This window comes from Emticicia aquatica (assembly GCF_923079645.1).
Lineage (GTDB): Bacteria > Bacteroidota > Bacteroidia > Cytophagales > Spirosomataceae > Emticicia > Emticicia aquatica.
The window spans coordinates 665,667-691,034 of the sequence record NZ_CAKLPY010000001.1 but is presented as its reverse complement, the minus strand read 5'-3'; the positions used below and the strand labels follow the sequence as shown (position 1 = coordinate 691,034).

Genomic DNA, 25,368 nt, shown 5'->3' with positions numbered 1-25,368 from the left:
ATTTTAGTTGGTAGATTTGCAAAAATAAGTAATTAAAGATGTAATGTTCAAAGTTTGAAGTCCAAAGTTTTGAGCGTAATAAAGAAAAATGATTCAATTAGATACAATTTGTGCGTTGGCAACTCCCCAAGGAATTGGAGCAATCGGTGTTATCCGTATTTCGGGCGAACGCACTTTTGAAATCGTCAATAAAATTTTCAAAGGAAAAGATTTGAATAAAGTCGATTCGCATACGATTCACTTTGGAACGATTCGAGACGGAGCTGTAATTGTGGATGAAGTTTTGGTGGCGGTCTTCAAAACACCCAAAAGTTTCACAAAAGAAGACGTAGTAGAAATTTCGTGTCATGGAAGCGATTATATAATTAGGTATATTCTGAAGCTTTTATTGCAAAACGGTTGTCGAATGGCACAAGCAGGAGAGTTTACGCAACGAGCTTTTTTGAATGGACAATTTGACTTAGTACAAGCAGAAGCTGTGGCTGATTTGATTGCGGCTGATTCGGAAGCAGCTCACAAAACTGCGATGAATTTAATGCGAGGGGGGTTCTCGAATCAATTAAAAGTTTTGCGAGACGAACTCATTCATTTTGCTAGTTTGGTAGAACTTGAACTCGATTTTGGCGAAGAAGATGTGGAATTTGCAGAAAGAGATGATTTAAAATCGTTAATATTGAAAATTCAAAATTTTCTGAAAATATTGACTGATTCTTTTGATGCAGGAAATGTCATAAAAGAAGGTATTCCTGTGGCAATCATCGGCCCCCCAAATGCAGGAAAATCTACGTTATTGAACGTTTTACTGAATGAAGAAAAAGCCATCGTTACTGAAATTGCAGGAACAACCCGTGATGTGATTGAAGATGTACTTTTTATGGATGGAATTAAATTCAGATTTATTGATACCGCAGGAATAAGAGCTACGAAAGATGTTGTTGAATCAATCGGAATCGAACGGTCAAAAGAAGCCATGCGTCGGGCAGAAATTGTACTTTTACTCACTGATAATCAAGACATTAATAGTGATTTTATTGCTGACTTTGATGAATCAAAAATTATTAATGTGCGAAACAAAATTGATTTAATTGGTCAAACAACGAACTTTGAAGGATTAAATATTTCGGCAAAAAATAACATCGGCATTGGAGAATTAAAATCGGCAATTGTGGCCAAAGCTAGAGTAAAAAAACAAGCAGATACAATGTTGACAAATCTTAGGCATTATGAGCATCTGGTAAAAGCAAACGAGGCATTAGGAGAAGTTTTGAATGGCTTAGATTTAGGAATAACAGGTGATTTTTTGGCACAAGATATTCGACTTTCATTGCATCATTTAGGTGAAATAACAGGAAGTATTACGTCTGATGATTTACTAGCAAATATTTTTAGCAAGTTTTGTATCGGAAAGTGATGAATCTCATTGCATAGATAAAAACATTTTTAATTATTTACGATTATTTAAATCGTAATCTATCGCCTAACCAAACAATGAGTTTTTCAATACAATTATTCGAAAAAATAAAACAATATGCTTCGCCAAAAGAAATAAGCTGGATTGAAGCAAAAATCAATGGAAATTTACAAACGCTACAAACTGCGTTTGTTGCTACGCCACGCTTTATTAGTAAAAATCCCATTCAATCTACCGATATTATTAATGATGTTTGCATTAACGAGTGGCCGTTGGATAGATTGGTGCGACTTTATTTACTAACGCTTTTAAATAGTACCGATAAGGAAGCTTATACCAAAACTATTGATACACTGTTTGAAACTGCCGAAAATAATGAGGCCGTTGCATTGATATCTTCCCTACCTTTTTTGGTATTTCCAGATTATTGGATGTTGCGTGCAACGGATGCAGTAAGGTCGAATAATGGGTTGATTTTCGATGCTATTGCTTTTCAGAATCCTTATCCAAAACAGCATTTTTCGGAATTAGCATGGAATCAATTGGTTTTGAAATGTATCTTCAATGATAAATCTATTCACCGAATTCAAGGCTTGAACGAACGAGCAAATCAAGAGTTGGCTAACTCCATTTCATATCTTGCACATGAGCGTTGGGCTGCTGGTCGCACAATTCCTGCACAAGCTTGGCGTTTGGTAAGTAGGTTTATGAATGACATGATTTTGAGTGATATTTGTACCTTATTTTTATCTCAAAATTCAAATGATAACATTGCTGCGGCTTTAGTTTGTAACGAAACTGATTTCCTCGCTGCTAAAGAGGAGCTAAAAAAGTATTTTGAACTTTACCAAAGTGTTCAAAACGAACAAATTACTTGGCAAACCCTCGAAGCCTAAAATAAATAGTGTACTTAGAAACTTTAGATTGAATAAATAAAATGTGTCAAAAACATTCTGAAATATCACAAAATCCTTCACATTTTGAAGGTACTGCCGAAGAACATGAATTATCAAAAACAGTGCAGGCAAATTACATGGATTACATCAAAGATATGAAATTCTTTGACCCACATATTCATATGACTTCTCGCACAACTGACGATTATACATCGTTGATTGATGCGGGCGTTGTTGCCATCATTGAGCCTGCTTTTTGGTTGGGCCAACCTCGCACGGGTTTAGCTTCTTTCAAAGATTATTTTAGTAGTTTGGTTGGTTGGGAGCGTTTCCGTTCGTCTCAGTTTGGAATCAAACATTATTGTACGATTGGTTTAAATTCGCGTGAAGCAAACAATGAAGCTTTGGCCGAACAAGTAATGGAAATATTACCTTTGTTTTTGTACAAAGAAGGAGTTGTTGGTGTTGGTGAAATCGGTTTTGACGACCAAACAGCTGCAGAAGAAAAATATTATCGCTTACAATTAGAATTATCAAAAGATGCAGGTTTACCAGTACAAGTTCACACGCCACATCGTGATAAAAAGAAAGGAACTGAACTAAGTATGTCAATTGCTTTAGAACACGGAATCGACCCAAGTATGGTTATTATTGACCATAATAACGAAGAAACTGTTGAAAGCGTACTTGACCAAGGTTTTTGGGCAGCTTTTACGATTTATCCATTCACAAAAATGGGTAACGAACGTATGGTCGAACTTGTGAAAAAATATGGCTCAGAAAGAATCATGATAAATTCGGCGGCAGATTGGGGCATTAGCGACCCGCTAGCCGTTCCGAAAACAGCGGCTTTGATGAAAATAAAAGGCATTTCTGATGAAGACATTCGATTGGTTACCTATCAAAATGCCATTGATGCTTTTGCTCAAAGTGGACAAATAAATGTGGCTGATTTTGAATCACCATTGGTTATCGACCAAAGTTTGAAATTTAATGGAAACACAGTTTTGCGTGGTGGACAAATTCCTAGGGTTGATAAAAATTCTATTTTCATTAGCTAATTAATTATCAAATTGAATATAAGAGCCTACTTACAACTCACTCGCCCTGCTAATATTATCACAGCAATTGCTGATATTTTGGCAGGAGTTGCCATTGCAACTTTTTCTTTTTCGATGGAAACCATAAATCCAACTAATGTGTTTTTTTTATGTCTTTCAACGATTGGTTTATACGCTGGCGGCATTGTTTTTAATGATATTTTTGATTTAGAATTAGACAAAGTTGAACGTCCAGAAAGAGTTATTCCAAGTGGAAAAGTAAGCAAACAAAACGCAATAAATTTTGGTTTATTACTACTAACTTTCGGTGTATTTGCAGCGATGGCAAATAGCTTGATGAGTAGTTTAGTTGCTTTGTTAGTGGCAATTTGTGCATTAGTTTATGATAAATTTGGCAAGCATCATTCGTTTTTTGGACCAATTAATATGGGTCTATGCAGAGGAGGTAACTTAATTTTAGGAATGAGTATCATCGAAAACTCAATTTTACAATGGTGGTGGCTGAGTATTTTACCCATTTGCTACATTGCCGCCATCACGATGATTAGCCGAGGAGAAGTTCATGGAGGCAATAAATATACTCTTTACTTCGCTGCTATTCTTTATATAATTGTAAGTAGCTGCCAATTATTGATTGCATACCAACTTGACAATGTTTTGATTACTGCCGCATTTGTATCTTTGCATGTTTTCTTGATTTTTAAGCCACTAATAAATGCTATTTCAAATCCGATTGGGTCAAATATAGGTAAAGCTGTAAAAGCTGGTGTGCTATCGCTCATCGTGATGGACGCTGCTTGGGTAAGTGTGTCAGGTAATATTATTCTGGCAATTCCGATTTTATTTTTATTACCCATTTCCATGAAATTAGCTAAATTTTTTGCTGTTACGTAACATTTCAAAACGACAATATTAAATATTTTTTAGATTCAACCCTTATAATGAACATTATCCAGCAATCGTTTCAAGTACCTTATTCGTTTAATATAGTTTTCACAAAAAACCTTTTTTCTCCTGATAATCAAGAGTTTAGTAACTTTTTAGCTAACTTTGGCGATACTCGTTTTCAAAAGAAAATATTATTTTTGATTGATGCAGGTGTTGCAGAAAAACATCCATCGCTCATTCATACAATTCAGTTATATTTTAACGAAAATACCCAAATCAGCTTAGTTGACAAAATCTTAGTTATGCCTGGTGGAGAGCTCGTCAAAAATGACACAACTTATTTAGACCAAACCTTACTTGCTATCAATAAATACGGTATCGACCGGCACTCTTTTGTGGCGGCAATAGGTGGTGGGGCATTTTTGGATATGGTGGGTTATGCTTCTTGCATCGCTCATCGTGGCGTAAAACATATCAGAATCCCGACTACTGTTCTTTCTCAAAACGACTCAGGAGTTGGCGTAAAAAATGGTGTAAATTTCTTAGGAAAAAAGAATTTCTTAGGCACTTTTTCTCCTCCAGTAGCAGTTTTTAATGATTCAAATTTTCTAACGTCACTTTCTGATAGAGATTGGCGTTCGGGTATTTCGGAAGCTGTAAAAGTGGCTTTGATAAAAGATTTACCATTTTTTGAATGGCTGGAAGAAAATTCAGCGGCAATGGCGAAGCGAGACATGACAGTAATGAACGAACAAATTTTCCGTTCAGCAGCATTACATACCAATCATATCTCAAGTGGAGACCCTTTTGAAATGGGCTCGGCTCGACCTTTAGATTTTGGTCATTGGGCGGCTCACAAATTAGAATATTTGACAAATTTTGAAATTCGTCATGGTGAAGCAGTAGCAATTGGAATTGCTCTTGATTCGATTTATTCGCAGCTTTTGGGATTAATTTCACAAACCGAAGTTGATAGAATTATCAATTTACTCAAAAATCTTGGATTTACTCTTTACCACGAAAAACTCGGCGAAAACAATAAACTAAATTTATGGGAAGGTTTAAATGAATTTAGAGAACATTTGGGAGGACAATTAACCATAACAATTTTAGAAAAATTGGGCAAAGGAAAAGAAATCCATGAAGTTGATTTTGAACTAATGAAACTTGCCGTTGACCAATTAAAATTAACCCTCGACTAAAAATGCAAACGCCATACGGACACCTAAGTTATTGCAGCAATATTCATCCTGGCGAAGAATGGTCAGCACATTTTTCGGTTTTAAAAAGTAGTATTCCTGAAATAAAAGCAACAATTTCTCCACAAGAAAAGATGGGAATAGGCTTACGATTAGCCAATCAAGCAAGTATTGATTTATCGGAAAAATCTAATTTCGATGAATTTAAAAACTGGCTTGATTCCAACAATTGTTATGTTTTTACAATGAATGGTTTTCCGTACGGAGGGTTTCACAATGTAGTAGTAAAAGACCAAGTTCACGCTCCTGATTGGACAACCACCGAACGCACTGATTATACCATCAGAATGTTTGGTTTATTGGCTCAACTTTTACCAAGTGATTTGACTGAAGGTGGAATTTCTACGTCACCTCTCTCCTACCGTTTTTGGTGGAAAACTCCAGAAAAACTTAAAGAAACAACCGAAATTGCTACAAAAAATATTATTTTAGTTGTTGAAGCCTTAATTGATTTAGAAGCGACAACTGGTAAAATACTTCATCTTGATATTGAACCAGAACCCGATGGCATTCTCGAAAACTCGCAAGAATTCATTGATTGGTACAATAATTATTTGATTCCAATTGGCGTTGAACAACTTAAAAGAAAAGGTTTTTCGAGCGAAAAAGCCATTGATGCAATCAAAAAACACATTCAATTATGTTATGATGTTTGCCACTTTGCGGTAGGTTTTGAAGCTCCACAGACAGTAATTCATAAATTAGAAAAGGATGGCTTAAAAGTTGGAAAAATACAAATCAGTTCAGCTTTAAAAGTAGATTTTTCGAGCAATGCTGAAGAGAAACTCAAAGTAATTGCTCAGTACAACGAACCAACATATTTACACCAAGTTGTGGCTCAAAGAAAAGATGGAAGTTTACTAAAATTTCCAGATTTGACTGAAGCTATCACTAATTTTGATGATACTATTCGTTCATGGCGAGTACATTTCCATGTACCTTTATTCCTAGAAAATTACGGTGTGCTGAGTTCCACTCAATCTGATATTGTAGATACCATTAATGTGCATAAAAATAAGCCTTTTACAAATCATCTCGAAATTGAAACTTACACTTGGGGCGTATTACCAACTGAGTTTCAAGCTCCATTAAATGAATCCATTATTCGTGAAATTAATTGGGTAAAAGGGCTTCTTTAAAATGTAAAATCTGAGTTTTATAATTGTGTAAAACATCTTTCAAATGCAAAAAACAGTAGTAATAAATATTGTTGGGCTAAGTACAAGTGTGATTGGAGAACATACGCCTTTCTTGCAAAAATACATTGCTAAAAATAAACTTACTCATATAAAACCTGCTTTTCCTGCGGTTACAACAACGTCTCAAAGTTGTTATATAACAGGTAAAAATCCAGACGAACACGGTATTGTGGGCAATGGCTGGTATGACCGTGAAGCCAACGAAATGAAATTTTGGAAGCAATCGAACAAGCTTGTTCATGCTGAAAAAATATGGGAAGCAGCCAAACGTAAAAACCCTAATTTTACGAGTTCTAAAATGTTTTGGTGGTATAATATGTATTCAACGGCCGATTTTTCTGCTACTCCACGACCACAATATCATTCAGATGGTGTAAAAATGCCCGATTGTTACACTTATCCTGCTGATTTGCGAGATAAATTACAAGCAAAATTTGGCACATTTCCTTTATTCAAATTTTGGGGGCCAAATACGAGTATTGATTGTTCGAAATGGATTGCCGATGCTTCAATCGAAGTTGACAAAGAAAATGACCCGACGCTTACGCTCATTTATTTGCCACATTTAGATTATTGTTTGCAAAAATTTGGGGTTGATTTTAGCAAAATAAGCAAAGATTTACACGAAATTGATGCTTTGGTAGAAGAGTTAGTTACCTATTATGAGCAGAAAAATTCACTTGTGATTTTGCTTTCAGAATATGGTATCAATAATGTCAATCGACCAATTCATATTAATCGAATTTTACGTGAAAACGGTTTGCTTTCAGTAAGAGTTGAAAACAAACACGAATTGCTAGACGGTGGTGCTTCGAAAGCTTTTGCAGCCGCTGACCACCAAATTGCACATATTTATATCAATGATTTGACTCAAAAAGAACGAATCAAGGGCATTTTATCGAAAGTCGAAGGAATTGATTTGATAATGGACGAAACCGAAAAACGTGAACACAAAATTAACCACGAACGTGCTGGTGATTTGGTTTTGATGGCAAAAGCCGATAGCTGGTTTACCTACTATTATTGGTTTGATGATGACCTCGCTCCTGATTTTGCTCGCTGCGTAGATATTCATAATAAACCAGGCTATGACCCTGTTGAAATGTTTATGAATCCTAAAAATCCTTTGATAAAATTGCGTGCAGCTTATAAATTAGCTCGAAAATTGCTCGGTTTTAGATACAGAATGGACGTAATTCCGTTGGATGCAACGCTCATCAAAGGTTCACACGGAACACTTGATATTGGTAAAGAATTTTACCCGGTGTTGATATGCAATCAGACACAATCGGAAGAGATTTTAGCGACTGAGGTATATGGTATTATTTGGAATAGTATTTTTGGGGAGAAATAAGTTTTCTTCCCAAATAATCATTTCCCATTGACATAAAAATAACGGATTCGATAGGTATTGCCGAGGCTTTGAGCATTTTTTTCGGCTGAAATCCTGATTTCTAACGTATGTTCATCACCAGTCAATGTATTTTCGAGCGTACAAAACCACGGTAAATGTAGCGATTTGCTCCATTGCGTAAATAAATCGTACTTTTTCCAGTTTTTACCATCTACTCGATATTCAATTATTCCTGCATCTTTGCCCGCTGCAACAGCCACGCCAATTACATTTCCTTTAAATTTTAAATGCAATTTACCACCAATTTTATCGCAAACCAACATTGGTACATCCACAAAATCGTTCCGAGTGCCTGTGCCATCATTCGGGTTCCATTTTTCAATAATTGACCAATTTTTATCAATTTTTGCTAGAGAATTGGCTAAAAAATATCCGTTTTCATACGAAAACTGATTAAGTTTTTCTGGCAAAGAATAATTGATAATTTTATCATCTGCATCTGTGTGCCCTGCAAATGTTTTCTCTAATAACGTTATAATTGACTTTGCATAAACTCCTTGACCAAAAGGTGAAGGATGCAGATTTTTAAAATCATTTTCCCACGTAAACTCCTTATTATTAATCCTTTCTGTTACTTCTTTAGCCAAATTTATTGATGGACTTTGGTAATGGCTTGCCACTTTTTCATGATTTGCTATCACTTCTGGCACTACGCCGTTATTATATTGAGCCATTTTTTCAGGGTCAACAAAGTGCATAAATACTATTTCGACGGCTGGATTTATTTTTCTTATTTGTCGCACAATTCCCTCCATTGCCATTACTTGTTCTTCAGCATTTGTGCCGTTAGTTTGGTCATTAACGGCTGCTTCTACAAATAATAAATCAATTTTCCCCTTTGAAATCACATCTCTTTCAAGCCTAAAAGCATCAGGAACACTACCAAATGAAGGAATACCTGCTGTTATAAAATCGAAAGTTGTTTCTTTAAATCGCTTTGTAAGATAGACCGAAACACTATCTCTCCAACCATGATTGTAAGTTATTGAACCACCTAAAAAGGCTACACGGCTTTGTTTATTTTGGGTAAAACTGATTTTGCAATTTGGTAAACCTTTGCGTAGCTGATGAAAATCTGAGGAACTTAAAACATTGTTATTAATGGAATTGTATTTAATAAAATCAGCAACTATTTGTGGCGTTTCTATGTCGAAATGATGCCCATTTAATGTATGTTTTCCTTTTGTACAAGGAATTACAGTGGCAATTCCGCCAAGTCGAATATATTTATTTATTAACAAAAATGTATTTTCATCAACAGGCACGATTTCATCATTTAGTCCAATAGTATGTAAAACTGGCACTTTTGCCTTTGCTAATGCTTCCAAACTATCAATTGGGTTATTCAAAAAAAGTTTAGCTTCATTGTCATTTGCAAAACCATATTCTTTTTTCAGTAATTCCCAATCCGTTTTACTACCTATTCCTTTGCCAAAACCTGCTGGCCAACTTTTAAAATCACAAACAGGAGCTTCGGCATAGATACAAGCCACTTTTTCAGGATTTTGCTTCGCCCAATTATAAACATAAAGCCCTCCTCTGCTCACTCCTTCTAATGCAACTTTCTTTTGAAGATTATATTTTTGAGTGATAAAATCGTAGAATTTATTCCAAATTGCCACTGCTTTAGGACTACCATATTGATTATCTGCATTGACAAAAACAAGGTAAAAACCTTGAGCAATCAGTATGCTATCAGCATCAGTGTGCCAATCAAGAAACTGAGCTTTCCAAACCCAAGGATTACTAGAAAGTGACTTATTGGGTATAATTACGCTTACATTTCGACCATCAAAAGTAAAGTCATGTCGTATAAATCCATGCCATTTTGATTCTTTAAAGTCTTTATTTATAGATTGTTGTGCCAAAGTTTGAGCCGAAAAACTCAGAAAAATGAATAGTAAGCCAATGACTTTTTTCATAAATTATTATTTTCAAAAAAAGATAGAGGTTAAATTTATAAATTAATTTTGATAGCATTATTGACAAATATACTTCATTTTCTTTAGCGTGACTAAATCGTAAATATTCAACTTCTCTATCAAAAAATGGTGTAATTTTGCTGTCATCAAAATTCTTTAAACATCACGATGCCTCAACTCCGAACCGTAAATATCACTCGCTACGTAACCCCTTTGCGAGAAGGTGGTTCGCTGCCCGCCATTGTCGAGGCTGATGATGGTTTTTTATATGTACTTAAATTTCGTGGTGCTGGGCAAGGTGTAAAAGCACTTATTGCCGAATTGATTGGCGGTGAATTGGCTCGTGCTTTAGGTTTGAAAATGCCCGAAATTGTTTTTGCAACGCTTGATGATTCTTTCAGTAAAACCGAACCAGATGAAGAAATCCAAGATTTGCTTCAAGCGAGTGTTGGGTTAAATTTGGGCGTTCATTATCTTTCTGGCTCGATAACTTACGACCCGATTGTCAAAAAAATTGAACCAACAATTGCTTCAAAAATCGTTTTGCTTGATTATATTCTGACCAATGTTGACCGCACACCTCGCAATACAAATATGCTCATGTGGCATAAAGAATTATGGTTGATTGACCACGGTGCTTCACTTTATTTTCACCACTCTTGGGAAAACTGGGAAGAACAATCGAAACGAGCATTTACGGCCATAAAAGACCATGTTTTGCTACAACAAGCAACCGAAATAAGTAATATTGCTGATGAATTTTGTGCTACTCTTACACACAAACGCATCAATGATGTTGTAAACTTGATTCCTGATGAATGGTTGAGTGATTATTCGGTGGCAGATTCGCCTGAAGAACGGCGTCAAGTATATGCTCAGTTTATCGAAACAAGAGTAAAAATGATTGATTTTGTAATAAATGACATTGAAAATGCAAGAAAATCAACTATATGAGTATGCCGTAATTAGGGTTGTGCCAAAGGTTGAGCGTGAAGAGTTTCTGAACGTTGGCATTATTCTCTATTGCAAAAAACAAGGTTTTTTACAGGCAAAATACATGTTAGATAAACAGCGTCTAAGTATTTTTGGTACAGAACTTGACTTTGAAGAGTTAGAAAAATATCTTCAAACTTGGGAAAAAATTTGTGTTGGAGGAAAAGATGGTGGCCCAATTGGAACATTACCCATTGCTTCTCGTTTTCGTTGGCTTACGGCTACTCGTAGTACGATTGTTCAGACTTCAAAAACTCATCCAGGTTATTGTAAAAACGCTCAAGAAACCCTCAATTGTCTTTTTGAAGCATTAGTTCTTTGATAAAAAACATAAAATGAATTCACAAATACTCCAAGATTTAGTCAAAATTCCGATGCCATTTGGCAAATATAAAGGCACATTGATTTGTGATTTACCTGAATATTATTTGATTTGGTACCAAAACAAAGGTTTTCCAGAAGGGAAATTAGGAATGCTCATGGCAACAATGTATGAAATTAAAGTCAATGGTTTAGAATATTTATTAAAGCCCTTAAAACAAAAAAACTAAGTTTTTATTCTTTCTTATTTATCGTAAACTATCTTTTGTTATTTGATGTTTCATTGAATAAACTATACAAAAAATGTCAGAAATAAAAACAGCCCTCATCACTGGTGGTTCAAAAGGAATCGGTTACGGCGTTGCCGAAACATTGATTAAAGAAGGGATAAAAGTTGCTATCACGAGTCGTTCAAAAGCAGCAGCCGATGAAGCTGCAACAGAATTAAATAAAATAAAAGAAGGCTTCGCTCTTGGAATTGAGTCGGATGTACGAAATTTTGAATCTCAACAAAATGCTGTTGATACGGTCTTAAATTCTTGGGGAAGACTTGATTATTTTGTTGCAAATGCTGGTGTTGGGCACTTCGCACCTATTCAAACACTTTCGGCTGAACAATGGCACGAAATGATTGATATAAACCTAACGGGCGTTTTTAATAGTATAAAAGCATCTTTGGAGGCACTAAAAACAACTAAAGGCTATTTTATTAGTATTGCAAGTTTAGCTGGTACAAACTTCTTTGCAAGTGCGAGTGGTTATAATGCAAGTAAATTTGGCTTGGTAGGTTTCACGCAGGCGGTTATGCTTGATTTGAGAAATGAAGGCATTAAGGTTTCAACAATTATGCCTGGTTCGGTGGCGACTCATTTTAATAATCATGAACCAAATGAAAAAGATGCGTGGAAAATTCAACCAGAAGATATTGGACAAATCGTTTCTGATTTAATTAAAATGCCTGCACGTACGCTTCCAAGTAAAATTGAGGTTCGTCCAACGATGCCAAAATAATTTTAAAAATTAAATGCAAAAGCGGCACATTTTGTTATAAATGTGCCACTTTTGATATTTACCAAACTATTTCTGCTTATAAATTTTCCCTTCTTTCATTACAAGCACCACATTCATCATGGCTTTTGAATCTTGAAGTGGGTCGCCATCAATGGCAACGATATCAGCAATTTTACCTTTTTCAATCGAGCCAAGGTCATCTTTCATACCCAAAATTCCTGCATTGACAATCGTTGCAGATTTGATTGCTTCCATCATTGGCATTCCACCTTCAACCATATATTGAAATTCTTTGGCGTTGTAACCATGCGGAAAAACCCCAGCGTCAGTTCCGAACGCAACATTTACACCTGCTTTGTATGCTTTTGCAAAAGTTATTGCCGTTTGTTTTCCAGTTTCTAGTATTTTTGGCACAACCAAGGGATGATAATATCCCGGAACTTTTACTGAATCTAATACTGATTTTCCTGCAATGATAGTTGGGACGTAATAAGTTCCGTATTTTTTAAATAGCTCAATCGCCTCATCATCCATGAAAGAACCATGTTCGATAGTTGTAACACCAGCTCGAATTGCACGTTTCATACCTTCAGCTCCATGAGCATGAGCGGCAACAATAAAACCATAATCTTTAGCCGTTGAAACAATTGCTTCGATTTCACTTTCGGTGAATTGTGGCCCTTTTCCGTTTTTCGCAACACTCAAAACACCCCCAGTTGCAGTAATTTTTATACAATCTGCTCCATCTTTATAACGCTGACGCACAGCTTGACGGCCTTCTTCTGGGCTATTTACTACACCGTCAGTTACTTCATCTGGTACAGTATATTTTGAATTTATTCCGTTTGTTGGGTCACCGTGTCCACCAGTTGTAGCAATCGTTTTTCCTGAAGTAAATATTCTTGGACCAATTACCAATCCTTTATTAATTGCATTACGCAATGAAATATTTACACCACTTCCGCCGCAATCACGTACGGTTGTAAATCCAGCCATTAAAGTCGTATTAGCGTGTTTTTGAGCCTCAAATGAAATATCAGCCATATTATAACTCATGCGTTTGAGGTATTGGTCTTTGCTAGTTTCACTTTCGATGTGTACATGCATATCAATCCAACCTGGGGTAACAGTCTTGTTTTTCATATCCAAAACTTTGTCGCTAGCTTGAGCAGTTGAATAACCACTTTGTACATCAGTGATACGATTTTTCTCAACAATGATTGTCATTTGAGATTTTGGGGCATTGCTAATTCCATCAATCAAAGTACCGCAATGAATAAGTGTTCGTTGGGCAAATGATGCAAATGACAACCCAAGAGAAAGGGTTAAAAGGTAAGTTTTTTTCATTTAGTTTTTTTTGTTTAGGAAGATGTACGAAATAATATCAATGCCTAAAAATAAGTTTTTTTTGAAAACATTGTATTAGAAATAGCTAAAAAGATGTTTTGTTGAGACATTCAATAAAAAAGGTCTTCTTTGAAGAAGACCTTTGATGGTTGTTTTATTTCTCTTCTTTAAAAATCAATTTTTTGGTACTAAAACACCGTTAGCTTCAAAAGTCAATTCGGTTTTCGGTTCGGTAATTTTGGCTACATCATCTTTGCTTTTTCCTGCGTCTACGGCATAGTGGCGAAGTTCATCAACTGAAGTAGTTTTGGTTGCGGCATTTCCTTCAAAAACGATTGTTTTTCCTGCAATATCTTTTGGAACAAAAAAGCCATAATCTTTAAAAGTTACACGCATGGTTTGTCCATCTTCTAATTTCACTTTCATCCAACAACCTTTTACCTGACAAACAGACTCTACAACACCCGATACCTTCGCTTCAACTTTCCCTTTTTCTGTTGCTTTTTTTACTAATTCGTTTGTGGTAATTGCTCCATTTGGCTTGATTTTTTCGCCAAAACTATCATATTTTTGTCCGAAAGAAATGTTTACTGCAAAAATAATTGCGAGAAGTGCTATCGTTTTTTTCATTTTGTTGATATTAATTTTATGATGAGTAATACAAAATATAAATAAATTTAGGCTTTAATCTATTACCGTCACCCAACCTTTACAATCCAATCCATCTGATGTTGTTAGAACATAGTAATAAGTTCCTGCTGAAACATCTTTTCCCCAATCATTTTGATAGCTTTTTGAGTTAAAAATCAGCTTACCAAAACGGTTGTAAATATCAAGATTAGCATTTTTAAAACCTGTTGCAAAGTTATCATTTTTTCCATCATTATTGGGCGTAATTACATTCGGAACTTTTCCATCATTTTCAGGAATATCAATACTTTTTGTTGTTGACAATTCACATCCAATGCTATTATAGGCTTTTAATGTAACTGTATAAACGCCTGCTTGTTGAAATCGGTAATTTTCGGGAACGGCAACTTTCAGAGAATCTTTATTTCCTAAATCCCAAACAAAAGTTCTTGCGTTTGTTGATTTATTTATAAAAGTTAGTTGATATGGCTTATCACAATCTTGTGTAACGATGTAATCAAAGTCAGGTTTGAACGAATTATCAATCACAACCGTAACACTCCTATTGGGTTTACAACCATCAGGATATTCACCTTTAACGGTGTAAGTACTTGTCTGTAAAGGCTTTACAACAATTTGTATTGCAACTGTATCTTTCATATTTAAACCAGACCACGTAAAACTCGTAGCCTTGCCAACTGCGGTTAATGTAATACTTTGGCCTTGACAAATTTCTTTTCCACCGTTTGCTTGAAAATCCGTTTTATTATCTTCAACTTTAATCGTAACATCTTTTGAAACAGAACAGCCTTCTTTTTCAAGCATAACCGTATATTTAGTTGTAGATTTTGGCTTCGCAATCGGATTTGAAATTGTTGTGTTGCTCAAATCAGTTGCAGGCGACCAAGTATATTTTTCGCCACCTTCAGCCAATAATTGTACAGGAGAATCTGGACAAACGAGTGTATCACGACTAATTTTGGCAACAAATCCTTTCACCAATATTTTTTTTGTAGTTGAATCAGTAGTTCGGCAGGTGATTTTATTAAAAATTCTAAGTTTTACAATGTATTCGCCAGGAGTTGTAAAATTAAATGCGACATCTTTTAGTCTTGAAATTATCTTTCCATTGAACTCCCATTCATACGTTTTCGCTCCAACACTCAAATTATTAAAATTTACTTTTGCAGGAAAACATACTTCAGTAACCACCCGATTAGCTTCATTTTTTATTTCAAAATCGGCTTTTAACGCATCAATACTAAACTTAAAAGCCGCCATGTTACAATTTGGGCTTAAATTTTTTGATTGGTACGCATTTTTAGTTGGAAAAGTAGATACAATCTGCCCTTGTCGAGGCAAACACGAGCATGCTGTGTGGTAAATAATACCATTTTTATCAAATCGACAAGTGCCGCCATCAACGTGGTCTCCCACTTCACCCTCTGGAGTTGGAGGAGCTGCAGAACCAAAAAACGTAGCATAAAGCAGTGATTTGGCTCCTTTTTCAAGAATCATAAAATAATAATTGCTGCCCGTAGTGGTGTTTTGATAAGCATCATTCGTAATAGGCAAACCAACTGTACTACTATTTCGGTTAAGATTTCGCCCAACAGAGGCATTCACTTTTCCTCCCCAACCCGAAAGATAAATATTGCCACAATCATTGACTAAAAATGCAGTTGGTACAATATCTATTTTTCCAATTCCTCTACCCGCTCCAACTATCGTTGAAAAAATACTTTTGCTTAAATTCTTGTCAAAACAATGAATAAATTGACCGCTTTTAGCATTGCGATAAACATCATCCGAGACTGGATAATCTCCTAAAGTCAAGCCAAAAACATATACATTGCCATCATTATCAATATCCATCAAGAAATTTACGTCGGCTTCATTTGTTCCCACATAAGTCATTTGTTCGATGCTGCCTTCTGCACTAAATTTAGCTATAAAACCATCGCCACTTCCACCATAGTTTTTATTAAAACTGCCTTCTTTTACTGCCAGATTTGCACTAAAAGTTTGTCCGCAAACAAATATTTTTCCTTCTTGTGAAACCTTGATTCCATAGGCAGCATCAAAATTATTTCCTCCCAAATATGTACTTAGTAACAGTTCTGAGCAAGTTCGATTAAGCTTACAAATTACACCATCAAAACCTGCTCCTTTCACTCCTTGAGATTGTTTTACAAGCGGAAAATCAATGGAAGCCGTGATTGACGCAAAGTAAATATTATCATCTTTATCAACCACCACTTCACCCCGAAATTCGTCTCCATAATTTTTAATATTCAAAGCCCTTGTGTCATTAAAGCCATCGTTAGCTTTTCCTCCGATGTACGAACTACCAACTAAGCTTTTACCATCTGCACTTAAAACTGCAACAAAAATGTCAGTTCCATGCTCAAATCCGATTCCAGTAAAATTTGGGTCTTGGTCTGGACCAGAAAAAGAAGAATATATGCCTATTAGACTTCCACCAGCAAAAGTTTTTTGGTAAGAGGAACTATTGGTCGGAAAGTTTGTTGAAGAAGTTGTGCCAAAAATGACCAATTCTCCTTTTGAATTAGTGACCAAACTGTGGGGAACTTCGGAAGCATTGCCGCCCAAAAAAGTGGAATATAACAATTGTGAACCATCCGAACTAAATTTCATAATCACAATATCAGTCACGCCATAACCCGAAACATTTTCCGAACCTGTTGAAGTGGTTGAACTTCCTTTTACTTGAAAAGCACCATTGGTAACAGGAAAATCGCTGCCAAAAACCGAACCGCCAGCAAATAAATTTCCGTGAGCATCATAAGTTGCTGTTTGAGCCCAATTATCAGATTTTGACCCCGAATAAGTCGAAAAAACCAATTCTGGGTCAATGATAAGGCTTTTTGAATGGTCATAATTTTCAGGAAAATCAAACCGAACTTGATTGTTATTTACCCGAAATTTTGATTTTATATCAATTATTTTTCCGTTGACAGTTTGAAAAGAATACGGTTCAAATTCTTTTACAAAATTGACTGAAGTTTTGTAGCTAATTTGTTCATTATCAATATTAATTTCATCCAACCCAACATATTTCATCTTTATCTTTGATACATCAGCATGAGGTTTAGCGATGTATTCATATTTTAAAGATTGGTCAAAACTGTATAATTTAAAATCAATATTTGGATAAATATCTCGTAAGTAAATTTCATCAAAAGCAGCTACATTTTGTTTCCATTTTGTAGGGTCATTGCCAATAAAGTAATTGTACGAAGCAGCATTTTTTGCATTTGTTTCAACATTTGGATTTGAATTGGCTTCTTCAAAAAGCATTTCATAAGCATGGGCCTTGATGGGTTCAATTGTTTTTCGACCCGATTTTGCGTCTAAACTTCCTGCATGAATCATCGCCAACGCCTGAGTGTCGTAAAACACATATTGTATTCCAGTGTTTTTGACCAATAAATAACCACCAAGAATATCAGCTTTGAACAAAATAGTATTTTCCCACTGGCCTTCGTTTTTAATAAATTTGACAGAAGGAGTTGGAGCTGAAAAGCCAAAAAATGACAAAAAAACAAGTATATTAAGGTATAAATATTTCATTTTTATGTTTATAAATGTGGTAATGTCACCTCAAAAGTACTGCCTTTCCCTTCCTCGCTTGTTACTTCAATTTTACCTTGATGCATATCAATTATTCTACGGCAAACTGATAATCCAATTCCATACCCTCGGTAAGTAGAAGCATTTTGCGTACGATAAAATGGCTCAAAAATCTTACTAAGTTCGCTTTGAGGAATACCAATTCCGTTATCTTTAACGGCAACGATGCAGTGTTTTTCATTAAAACGAATTTTGGCTTCGGCTTCGTGTTTGGGCGAATATTTACAAGCATTTTCGAGTAAATTAGTAAAAACCGTAAGTAACAATGCTTCATTTCCGTTTGTACTCACCCAACCATCATCATCAGGAATATCATCAAAATCAATCATAATCTTATAATTATTGTTTTGGCTCAAAACCTCTTCTTGAGCTTTAAACAATAATTCATCTACACGTGTTGATTTTAGGATTAAACTATTATCCTTATTCTCAGATTTTGCCAATTGCAAAAGCCCGTTTGTCAACTGTATAAGTCGCTGATTATCAGTTAACAACGAACGCAAAATAACTTTATACTCATCAGTTGAGCGGTTATTTTCTAAGGCAATTTGTATCTCAGATTTTATAGCCGCTAAAGGTGTTCGCAATTCGTGCGAAGCATTGGAGACAAAACTTTTTTGTAATTCAAACGACCGCTCCAATCGCTCCAACATCTGATTAAAATTGAGGGCAAGGTGAGCAATTTCATCTTTATTATTTCCAGTATTAAGCTTTTGTTTTAAATTATAGGCCGTAATATTAGTAATTTCTTTGTTGATTTCGGCAATTGGTTTCAATGACTGTCCTGCAAATATTATCCCAAGAAAAACGGTTAACGAAATACCAATCACAAAACTAATAATCAGCGTATTCAGAATATTTTGCAATTTTTCTTTTCCATAAGTATCACTTGCAGAAGCAATCACAACATACGATTTCCCTTCTTCATCTTCATACATTGTGCCAATGACCTGATTTTCCCAATCGCTTGTTTCAACGTTTTTTCTCTTCCGAACTTTGGTTAAAAACTCAGGATTAAACAATATCGAATCAGCTTCGTAACTGGCATAAACCAACTCATCTTTTTCGTTAAACATCAACACTTTTTCAGCATTGAGTTTGGTCAAAATTGTTTTGTTGGCATCACGAAGTTTCTTTTTATCTTTTTCCGTAATTTTTAATGTTTTCAGCAATTTTGCCGTTTGAATAGCTCTATCATTCAAACGTTTATAAAATTCTTGTTTCCTGAAATTTTCTGACGTATAATAGATTGCTAACGAAAAAATTATCAAAATCGAAGCAATGATTATCGTAAATTGTATCGCTATTTTTGTCCGTATCTGCATTAAAAAAATGTTAGAAAATTTGAATGAAACAATCCTACAATGAAATTGAGTGAATATTCAATACATTTGTGATGTACTTTTGCCTAGAATAAAGCAAAAAACCTAAATACTGACCGAAATTTAAGAAACAATTAGCAAAATTTATGCAAATTCATGTAATTGATGCAGGACATTTCAAATTAGACGGTGGAGCGATGTTTGGCGTTGTGCCAAAAACCATTTGGAATAAACAAATGCCAGCTGACGAAAATAACCTGTGTAGTTGGGCCATGCGTTGTTTATTGGTTGATACAGGTAAACAATTGATATTGATTGATAGCGGTATGGGCGAAAAACAAGATGCTCGTTGGCAAGGTTTTTATTATCGGCATGGAGAAGGAGATTTGATAAAATCAATCAAAAAAGCAGGATATTCTCCCAATGAAATTACAGATGTACTTTCTACGCATTTACATTTCGACCATTGTGGCGGAAGTGTTCAATGGAATTCGACAAAAGATAGATTAGAATTAGTGTTTCCGAATGCAAAATATTGGACACATTCGGAACATTGGGAATCAGCCATGAAACCAAATCCACGTGAAAAAGCTACTTTTTTGAAAGAAAACATCTTACCGATGCAAGAATCTGGGGCGTTACATTTTGTTGATAAAATTGAAGCTCCTTTCGGAGAAAATATCAGTTTACTTTATGCCGACGGGCATACCGAAAAAATGATTATGCCCAAAATAAAACATGGTGAAAAAACGTATTTATTTATTGCTGATACCGTTCCATCTCATGCACATATTCCTGTTCCTTATGTGATGGGGTACGATGTACGTCCACTTCAAACAATGAGTGAAAAAGAAGCGTTATTGAAACAAGCCGTTGATAATAATTGGACAATCGTGTTTGACCATGACCCAACGCACGAAGCGGCTACAATACAATTGACAGAAAAGGGGTTTCGAGTGGCTGATTTTGAGCAAATTTAATCAAGGTTTTATAAATAAATTCACAAATTAGAAAAGTCCCTTTTGGGTTTTGGAGTTATGAAAATAGGAATTGCATTGTCTGGTGGAGGAAGCAGAGGATTTGCTCATTTAGGAGCATTAAAAGCACTTGGAGAGTTAGGAATCAAACCAACATTAATTGCGGGAACAAGTGCTGGGTCATTGATTGGAGCATTAACTGCGGCAGGTTATTCGCCAGATTTTATTTTTGAAACCATTCAATCTTTGGGTGTTTTAAACTCATTAAAATTTGCTTTCAACCGTTTCGGCTTATTCAAAATGGAAAAGGTGGAAGAAATTTTCTTGAAATATATTCCTCATAATTCTTTTGAAAAACTTAAAACTCCGCTAATCGTTTGTGCGACCGACATCGAAAAGGGAGAAGCCGTTTATTTCAATGAAGGAGAATTAATCAAACCGATTTTGGCTTCTTGCAGTATTCCTGGCATTTTCGAGCCAGTCAAGTTTCAAGACCGGGTTTTAGTTGATGGTGGAATTATCAATAATCTTCCGATTGAACCACTAGAAAGTACTTGTGATTTTGTCATCGGCGTAAATGTAACTCCTGTAAGCAACAATATGGCCATCAATTCAGCAAAGGATATTTTAATGAAAAGCCTTTATTTGGCCATTAGAAACAATGCTGGAGAAAAACTAAAACGTTGTGATATTGCGGTTGAACCAAAAGAAATTTATAATTATAATGGACTAAGTATAGCAAAAGCCAAAGAAGTATTTCAATTAGGTTACGAAAATACGATTCGAGCAGCCGAGGGTAAACGCTTGCCAATTTCGTAGATTTCAGATGAGCGTTATTACATTTTCAAAAAAATAATCGTGTAAAAAGAAACACATCAACCAATTCTCACATCCAGAATCTATTTTTGGCATTAAATTGGATAATTTTTTAGAAAAAAAGCCGTTAAAAAGTAAAAGTACCCCTCAAATCTTAAATATCTAGGTGCAGAAACTATCCATACTTATAGCATTTTCTTTGCTAACTACTGCCTGTTCGCAGTTTAGTAATTCACCAACGAGCAAGGCGTGGCATAATACCAATGCCCGTTTCAACTCGCTTATTATTGCTCGTGAAAATATGAGACAAGCCGACAAAGACTTGTTTGAAAAGCGTGAAGAAAATTATAGTGCCTTAATGACCATTTTCGTACCTATCGATTCGGTTAAAAGTCAGGCAGTTGCAACAAATCTGAAAGAAGTAATTGAAAAAACCTCGTTGATTGCCGAACGCCATTCTAACTCTAAATACTTAGCTGAAGCATATATTCTACTCGGAAAAGCTCGTCTTTTGAAAGAAGATTATCTCAATGCTATCGAAATTTTCAAGTTTATCAATACCACTTCAAGTGACGAAAATGGAAAACATTCAGCCTTAGTTTGGCTCATGCGAGCATATACCGAGCAAAAAGATTATGACACAGCCCTGAAAGTTTCTGATGTTTTAAGAACACTCGATTTGAATAAAGAAAATACAAGGGATTTCTATTTAACCAAAGCATATTTGCATCAAAAAAGAGAAGAATATGCCATTTCGGCAGCAATTGGCGAAGAAGCTCTTAAATTAATATCGAGAAGTGAGCAAACAGCAAGAGTGCATTTTGCAGTTGGTCAAATGTTCGATATGCTTAACGAACCCGCCAAAGCTTTACCACATTTCAAAGCAGTGGCTAGTAATCGGCCAAATTATGACATGGAGTTTTATGCCCGTATGAATACATTACTTGATGAAGCCGCTTCGCAACGTGGAAGTACCGCCGCTGTGCAAGAGAATTTCAAGAAAATGCTCATTGACCGCAAAAATGCTGATTTGAAAGATAAGATTTTCTTTACGATGGGAAGTTTGGAGGTGAAAAAACAAAATTATCCTAAAGCCATCGAATATTTCAATGCCTCGCTCCGAAACTCAAAAGGAAATAGTACACAAAATGCTTATACATATTTAGAATTGGCAGAACTTCATTACAACCAATTGCTTAAATATGACGTAGCTAGTATGTATTACGATAGTACATTGACTGCTTTGCCTAAAACATCGACCGATTATGAACGAATTGCAAAAAGAGCAATTTCGTTGGGCGATTTTGTAAAATATCAAAAAGTAATCATTGTTGAAGATAGCTTGCAGCATTTGGCTGCCATGAATCCTGCGGCATTGGATAAAACTTTGGAGCGAGTGATTAAACAAAAAGAGGACGAAGACAAGCAGTTGCAAGAAATGGCGAAGAAAATTATTTCACAAAATTCTGTTGCTGTTGACCGTCTTTCAGACAAAGACCCTGAATTTAAACGTTGGGCTTTGTATGACCCATTGGTGATTTCTCGCAATAAAAGTGATTTTCAACAAATTTGGGGAAGCCGACCTTTAGATGATAATTGGCGAAGAAAAGACAAAGAAGCGGGTTCGATAAGTTTTAAAGTTGAGCGAGGAGTTGTTGGGCAAGAATCTGCTACAACCAAACAACAAACACCTAAATTAAGTGCCGAAGAAATAAAGAAACAGCAAGAAGAGAAAGATAATTTAGCACTCGAAAGTAAGAAAAAGGCTTTTTATGAGAAAATTCCAACTAGTCCCGAGAAATTAGTTGCATCCAAACGTAAGCAAGAAGAGGCTTATTATCAGCTTGGAAAGATTTATAAGTTTCAGTTTAATGAGCCGCAAAATGCCACCGAAACATTTTTGACTTTGCTCAATAAATTTCCAAATACAGTCCATGAAGTTGAAGTACTTTATTTATTAACATTATTGTCCGAAAACCAAGCCACAAGTCCATATCGCAAAGCATTGATTAGCAAATATCCTGCATCGACTTATGCTCGTCAATTATTACGTGGAAATGTTCAAATTACAGGTGATACAGAATCCAAAGCAAGTGTAGTTTACTCACAAGCATTTAATTTGTACGCCAATGAAAGCTACGAATCGGCTATGAAAATGGCTGAAGATGGCCTAATTACTTATACAGGTACAAGTATCGAAGATAAATTTGCGATGTTACGCATATTTTTATTTGCTAAAACCGAGCAGAAAGACGCTTATAAACAAGCCCTTAATGAGTTTATTCAAGGTTATCCATCAAGTAGCCTAATCAGCCGAGCAAAAGAACTTATAGCTGTTTTTGACAAAAAATAACAAACCCTAAGTAAATATAACCCAAACAAAAGACATGAAAAACAATGACATAAACAGCCCATCAGAGGCAGAAACTGACTCGCCACCAATTTTAGGAACTTGGCGTAACGTATATACGCTAGTAGTTGGCACTTTAGTTTTATTAATTGTACTTTTCTACGCTTTCACCCTATACTTTGCATGACAAACCTCGACTGGACCTTACTTACTTTTACGCTGCTTTTTATTATCGTTTATGGTGTTTATAAAAATCACAAGGACAAAAACATAGACGGATATCTACTTGGTAATCAATCACTTCCTTGGTATCACGTGGGACTTTCTGTAATGGCCACGCAAGCAAGTGCCATTACTTTTCTTTCAACAACAGGACAAGGCTTTGATGACGGAATGCGATTTGTACAATTCTACTTTGGACTTCCGCTTGCTATGATTGTTTTGTGTGTTACTTTTATCCCAATTTTTCATCGACTGAAAGTTTATACTGCTTACGAATATCTAGAAAAACGCTTCGATGGAAAAGTAAGAGTTTTCACCGCTTTTCTTTTTTTGATTCAACGAGGGCTTTCAACAGGAATTTCAATTTATGCTCCTTCAATAATTATTTCAACAATTTTTGGTTGGGATATTTTTTGGACAAATATTTTGATGGGTGGAATGGTGCTTACTTACACCGTAGTGGGTGGAACAAAGGCCATTTCTTATACACATCTCCAACAGATGATTGTCATTACGGTGGCAATGGTTTTGGCTGGTGTCATTGTAGTAATGATGCTTCCGCCTGATATTGGTCTTGTAAAAGCCCTAAAAATTGCAGGAAAAGCCAGTCATACCAAAGTCGTAAGTTTCGATTTTAATCCAAAAGACCGCTATAATTTATGGTCGGGGCTTATCGGTGGTTTTTTCCTACAACTCTCCTATTTTGGCACTGACCAATCGCAAGTTGGTCGCTATTTGACTGGCGAATCAATCACCCAAAGCCGCCTTGGTTTGGTAATGAATGGCTTATTGAAAATCCCAATGCAGTTTTTGATATTGCTCGTTGGTGTACTCGTTTTTGTGTTTTATCAATTCAATGCTTCACCCATTTTTTTTAATAAAGTTGAAACCGATAAATTACGAACGAGTCAATACTCATCACAATTTGAAAGCTTAGAAAAACGCTACAACGAAGTTTCAGAAAAAAGAAAAAACTTACTAATTGTATCGGCTAATCTTAACAATGAGCAATTAGAAATCTATAAAAATAGCTTAGTTCAATCTGATTCTATTGCCAAAGGCTTAAAAGGAGAAGTTGTTGATTTAATCAAGAAAAATAATCCATCGGCTAGTACAAACGACCGTGATTTTGTATTTTTGAGATTCGTTTTAGACCATCTTCCACATGGACTTATCGGGCTATTAATAGCCGTAATTTTTGCGGCTTCTATGGGTTCTATTGCCTCGGCCTATAACTCACTGGCTGCAACTTCGGTGGTTGATGTTTATAGTAGATTTAGTAAAACTCCACCTAGCGAAAGAGCCGAATTGAACGCCTCAAAAGTTTCGACCGTTTTATGGGGGCTTTTTTGTATATTTGTTGCACAATACGCCAACCAACTCGGCAACATGATTGAAGTGGTCAATGTACTTGGTTCATTATTTTACGGAATCATTTTAGGCGTATTTTTAGTTGCTTTTTACTTTAAAAATATTGGTGGAAATGCTACTTTTTGGGCAGCGGTAATCAGCCAAGCAATTATTTTAGGAATCGGAATTCCACAAGTAATATTAAAAACCGAATGGATTGCTTATCTTTGGTTTAATCCAATTGGTTGTTTTTTAGTTATCGGAATTGCATGGTTTTTACAGAATTTTAGATACAAGATGAGCGAATCAAGATAAGATGACTGAA

The 25,368-nt window shown here is 35.5% G+C and carries 21 protein-coding genes; 16 read left to right on the top strand and 5 right to left on the bottom strand.

What is annotated here, in order from left to right; genetic code table 11:
- Nucleotides 1-88: 88 nt before the first annotated feature.
- The 7 genes from mnmE to MJQ71_RS02910 all read left to right on the top strand — a co-directional run bounded on the left by mnmE (nt 89) and on the right by MJQ71_RS02910 (nt 8,068).
- Nucleotides 89-1,411, top strand: a complete 1,323-nt coding sequence (gene mnmE, locus MJQ71_RS02940) for a tRNA uridine-5-carboxymethylaminomethyl(34) synthesis GTPase MnmE (RefSeq protein ID WP_238804264.1) — start codon at nt 89-91, stop codon at nt 1,409-1,411.
- 77 nt (nt 1,412-1,488) lie between these two features.
- Nucleotides 1,489-2,307, top strand: a complete 819-nt coding sequence (locus tag MJQ71_RS02935) for an EboA domain-containing protein (protein WP_238804261.1) — start codon at nt 1,489-1,491, stop codon at nt 2,305-2,307.
- A 41-nt stretch (nt 2,308-2,348) separates the two neighbouring features.
- The gene (locus MJQ71_RS02930; RefSeq protein ID WP_238804259.1) at nt 2,349-3,368 is read left to right on the top strand and encodes a TatD family hydrolase; all 1,020 of its coding nucleotides are present in this window, start codon (nt 2,349-2,351) and stop codon (nt 3,366-3,368) included.
- Between the two features lie 12 nt (nt 3,369-3,380).
- Complete coding sequence (gene eboC / locus MJQ71_RS02925) at nt 3,381-4,262, top strand: UbiA-like protein EboC (protein ID WP_238804256.1); 882 nt, start codon at nt 3,381-3,383, stop codon at nt 4,260-4,262.
- 47 nt (nt 4,263-4,309) lie between these two features.
- Entirely contained in the window at nt 4,310-5,458 is a 1,149-nt protein-coding gene (locus MJQ71_RS02920; protein ID WP_238804254.1) for a 3-dehydroquinate synthase, read from the top strand.
- A gap of 2 nt (nt 5,459-5,460) precedes the next feature.
- Nucleotides 5,461-6,654, top strand: coding sequence for a metabolite traffic protein EboE (eboE, locus tag MJQ71_RS02915; RefSeq protein ID WP_238804251.1), 1,194 nt, complete (start codon nt 5,461-5,463; stop codon nt 6,652-6,654).
- 43 nt (nt 6,655-6,697) lie between these two features.
- A complete protein-coding gene (locus MJQ71_RS02910; protein WP_238804249.1) occupies nt 6,698-8,068 on the top strand; it encodes an alkaline phosphatase family protein in 1,371 nt (456 codons plus the stop codon).
- Nucleotides 8,069-8,085: 17 nt separating this feature from the next.
- Here MJQ71_RS02910 and MJQ71_RS02905 read toward each other — a convergent pair whose 3' ends face one another.
- Nucleotides 8,086-10,050 carry an SGNH/GDSL hydrolase family protein gene (locus tag MJQ71_RS02905; RefSeq protein WP_238804247.1) on the bottom strand — a complete coding sequence of 655 codons (1,965 nt, stop codon included), beginning with the start codon at nt 10,048-10,050 and terminating at the stop codon, nt 8,086-8,088.
- Between the two features lie 168 nt (nt 10,051-10,218).
- On the opposite strand from MJQ71_RS02905, the gene MJQ71_RS02900 reads away from it, so the two are divergent.
- From MJQ71_RS02900 to MJQ71_RS02885, 4 genes are all read left to right on the top strand, one after another.
- Entirely contained in the window at nt 10,219-11,004 is a 786-nt protein-coding gene (locus MJQ71_RS02900; protein WP_238804246.1) for a HipA family kinase, read from the top strand.
- Complete coding sequence (locus tag MJQ71_RS02895; RefSeq protein ID WP_238804245.1) at nt 10,982-11,365, top strand: DUF3037 domain-containing protein; 384 nt, start codon at nt 10,982-10,984, stop codon at nt 11,363-11,365. Before MJQ71_RS02900 ends, MJQ71_RS02895 begins: the two co-directional genes overlap by 23 nt.
- Before the next feature lie 13 nt (nt 11,366-11,378).
- The gene (locus MJQ71_RS02890; protein WP_238804244.1) at nt 11,379-11,594 is read left to right on the top strand and encodes a DUF3820 family protein; all 216 of its coding nucleotides are present in this window, start codon (nt 11,379-11,381) and stop codon (nt 11,592-11,594) included.
- Between the two features lie 73 nt (nt 11,595-11,667).
- Nucleotides 11,668-12,375: an SDR family oxidoreductase gene (locus tag MJQ71_RS02885; protein WP_238804243.1), complete on the top strand. Its 708-nt coding sequence runs from the start codon at nt 11,668-11,670 to the stop codon at nt 12,373-12,375.
- Between the two features lie 66 nt (nt 12,376-12,441).
- Here the strand turns inward: MJQ71_RS02885 and MJQ71_RS02880 are convergent, their stop codons facing one another.
- From MJQ71_RS02880 to MJQ71_RS02865, 4 genes are all read right to left on the bottom strand, one after another.
- The gene (locus MJQ71_RS02880) at nt 12,442-13,722 is read right to left on the bottom strand and encodes an amidohydrolase family protein (protein ID WP_238804242.1); all 1,281 of its coding nucleotides are present in this window, start codon (nt 13,720-13,722) and stop codon (nt 12,442-12,444) included.
- Between the two features lie 174 nt (nt 13,723-13,896).
- Nucleotides 13,897-14,352, bottom strand: a complete 456-nt coding sequence (locus tag MJQ71_RS02875; RefSeq protein WP_238804241.1) for a DUF4920 domain-containing protein — start codon at nt 14,350-14,352, stop codon at nt 13,897-13,899.
- Between the two features lie 54 nt (nt 14,353-14,406).
- Nucleotides 14,407-17,946: a DUF7948 domain-containing protein gene (locus tag MJQ71_RS02870; RefSeq protein WP_238804240.1), complete on the bottom strand. Its 3,540-nt coding sequence runs from the start codon at nt 17,944-17,946 to the stop codon at nt 14,407-14,409.
- Between the two features lie 8 nt (nt 17,947-17,954).
- Nucleotides 17,955-19,331, bottom strand: a complete 1,377-nt coding sequence (locus tag MJQ71_RS02865; RefSeq protein WP_238804238.1) for a HAMP domain-containing sensor histidine kinase — start codon at nt 19,329-19,331, stop codon at nt 17,955-17,957.
- 143 nt (nt 19,332-19,474) lie between these two features.
- Here MJQ71_RS02865 and MJQ71_RS02860 point away from each other — a divergent pair, with 143 nt between their 5' ends.
- From MJQ71_RS02860 to MJQ71_RS02840, 5 genes are all read left to right on the top strand, one after another.
- Nucleotides 19,475-20,308 (top strand): MBL fold metallo-hydrolase, encoded by an 834-nt coding sequence (locus MJQ71_RS02860; protein WP_238804236.1) that lies wholly within the window; start codon nt 19,475-19,477, stop codon nt 20,306-20,308.
- Nucleotides 20,309-20,365: 57 nt separating this feature from the next.
- Nucleotides 20,366-21,124: a patatin-like phospholipase family protein gene (locus MJQ71_RS02855; protein ID WP_238804235.1), complete on the top strand. Its 759-nt coding sequence runs from the start codon at nt 20,366-20,368 to the stop codon at nt 21,122-21,124.
- 163 nt (nt 21,125-21,287) lie between these two features.
- Nucleotides 21,288-23,474, top strand: coding sequence for a type IX secretion system periplasmic lipoprotein PorW/SprE (gene porW, locus MJQ71_RS02850; RefSeq protein WP_238804234.1), 2,187 nt, complete (start codon nt 21,288-21,290; stop codon nt 23,472-23,474).
- 34 nt (nt 23,475-23,508) lie between these two features.
- Complete coding sequence (locus MJQ71_RS02845) at nt 23,509-23,658, top strand: hypothetical protein (RefSeq protein WP_238804232.1); 150 nt, start codon at nt 23,509-23,511, stop codon at nt 23,656-23,658.
- The gene (locus MJQ71_RS02840; RefSeq protein ID WP_238804230.1) at nt 23,655-25,358 is read left to right on the top strand and encodes a sodium:solute symporter family protein; all 1,704 of its coding nucleotides are present in this window, start codon (nt 23,655-23,657) and stop codon (nt 25,356-25,358) included. Before MJQ71_RS02845 ends, MJQ71_RS02840 begins: the two co-directional genes overlap by 4 nt.
- The last annotated feature ends 10 nt before the right edge of the window (nt 25,359-25,368 follow it).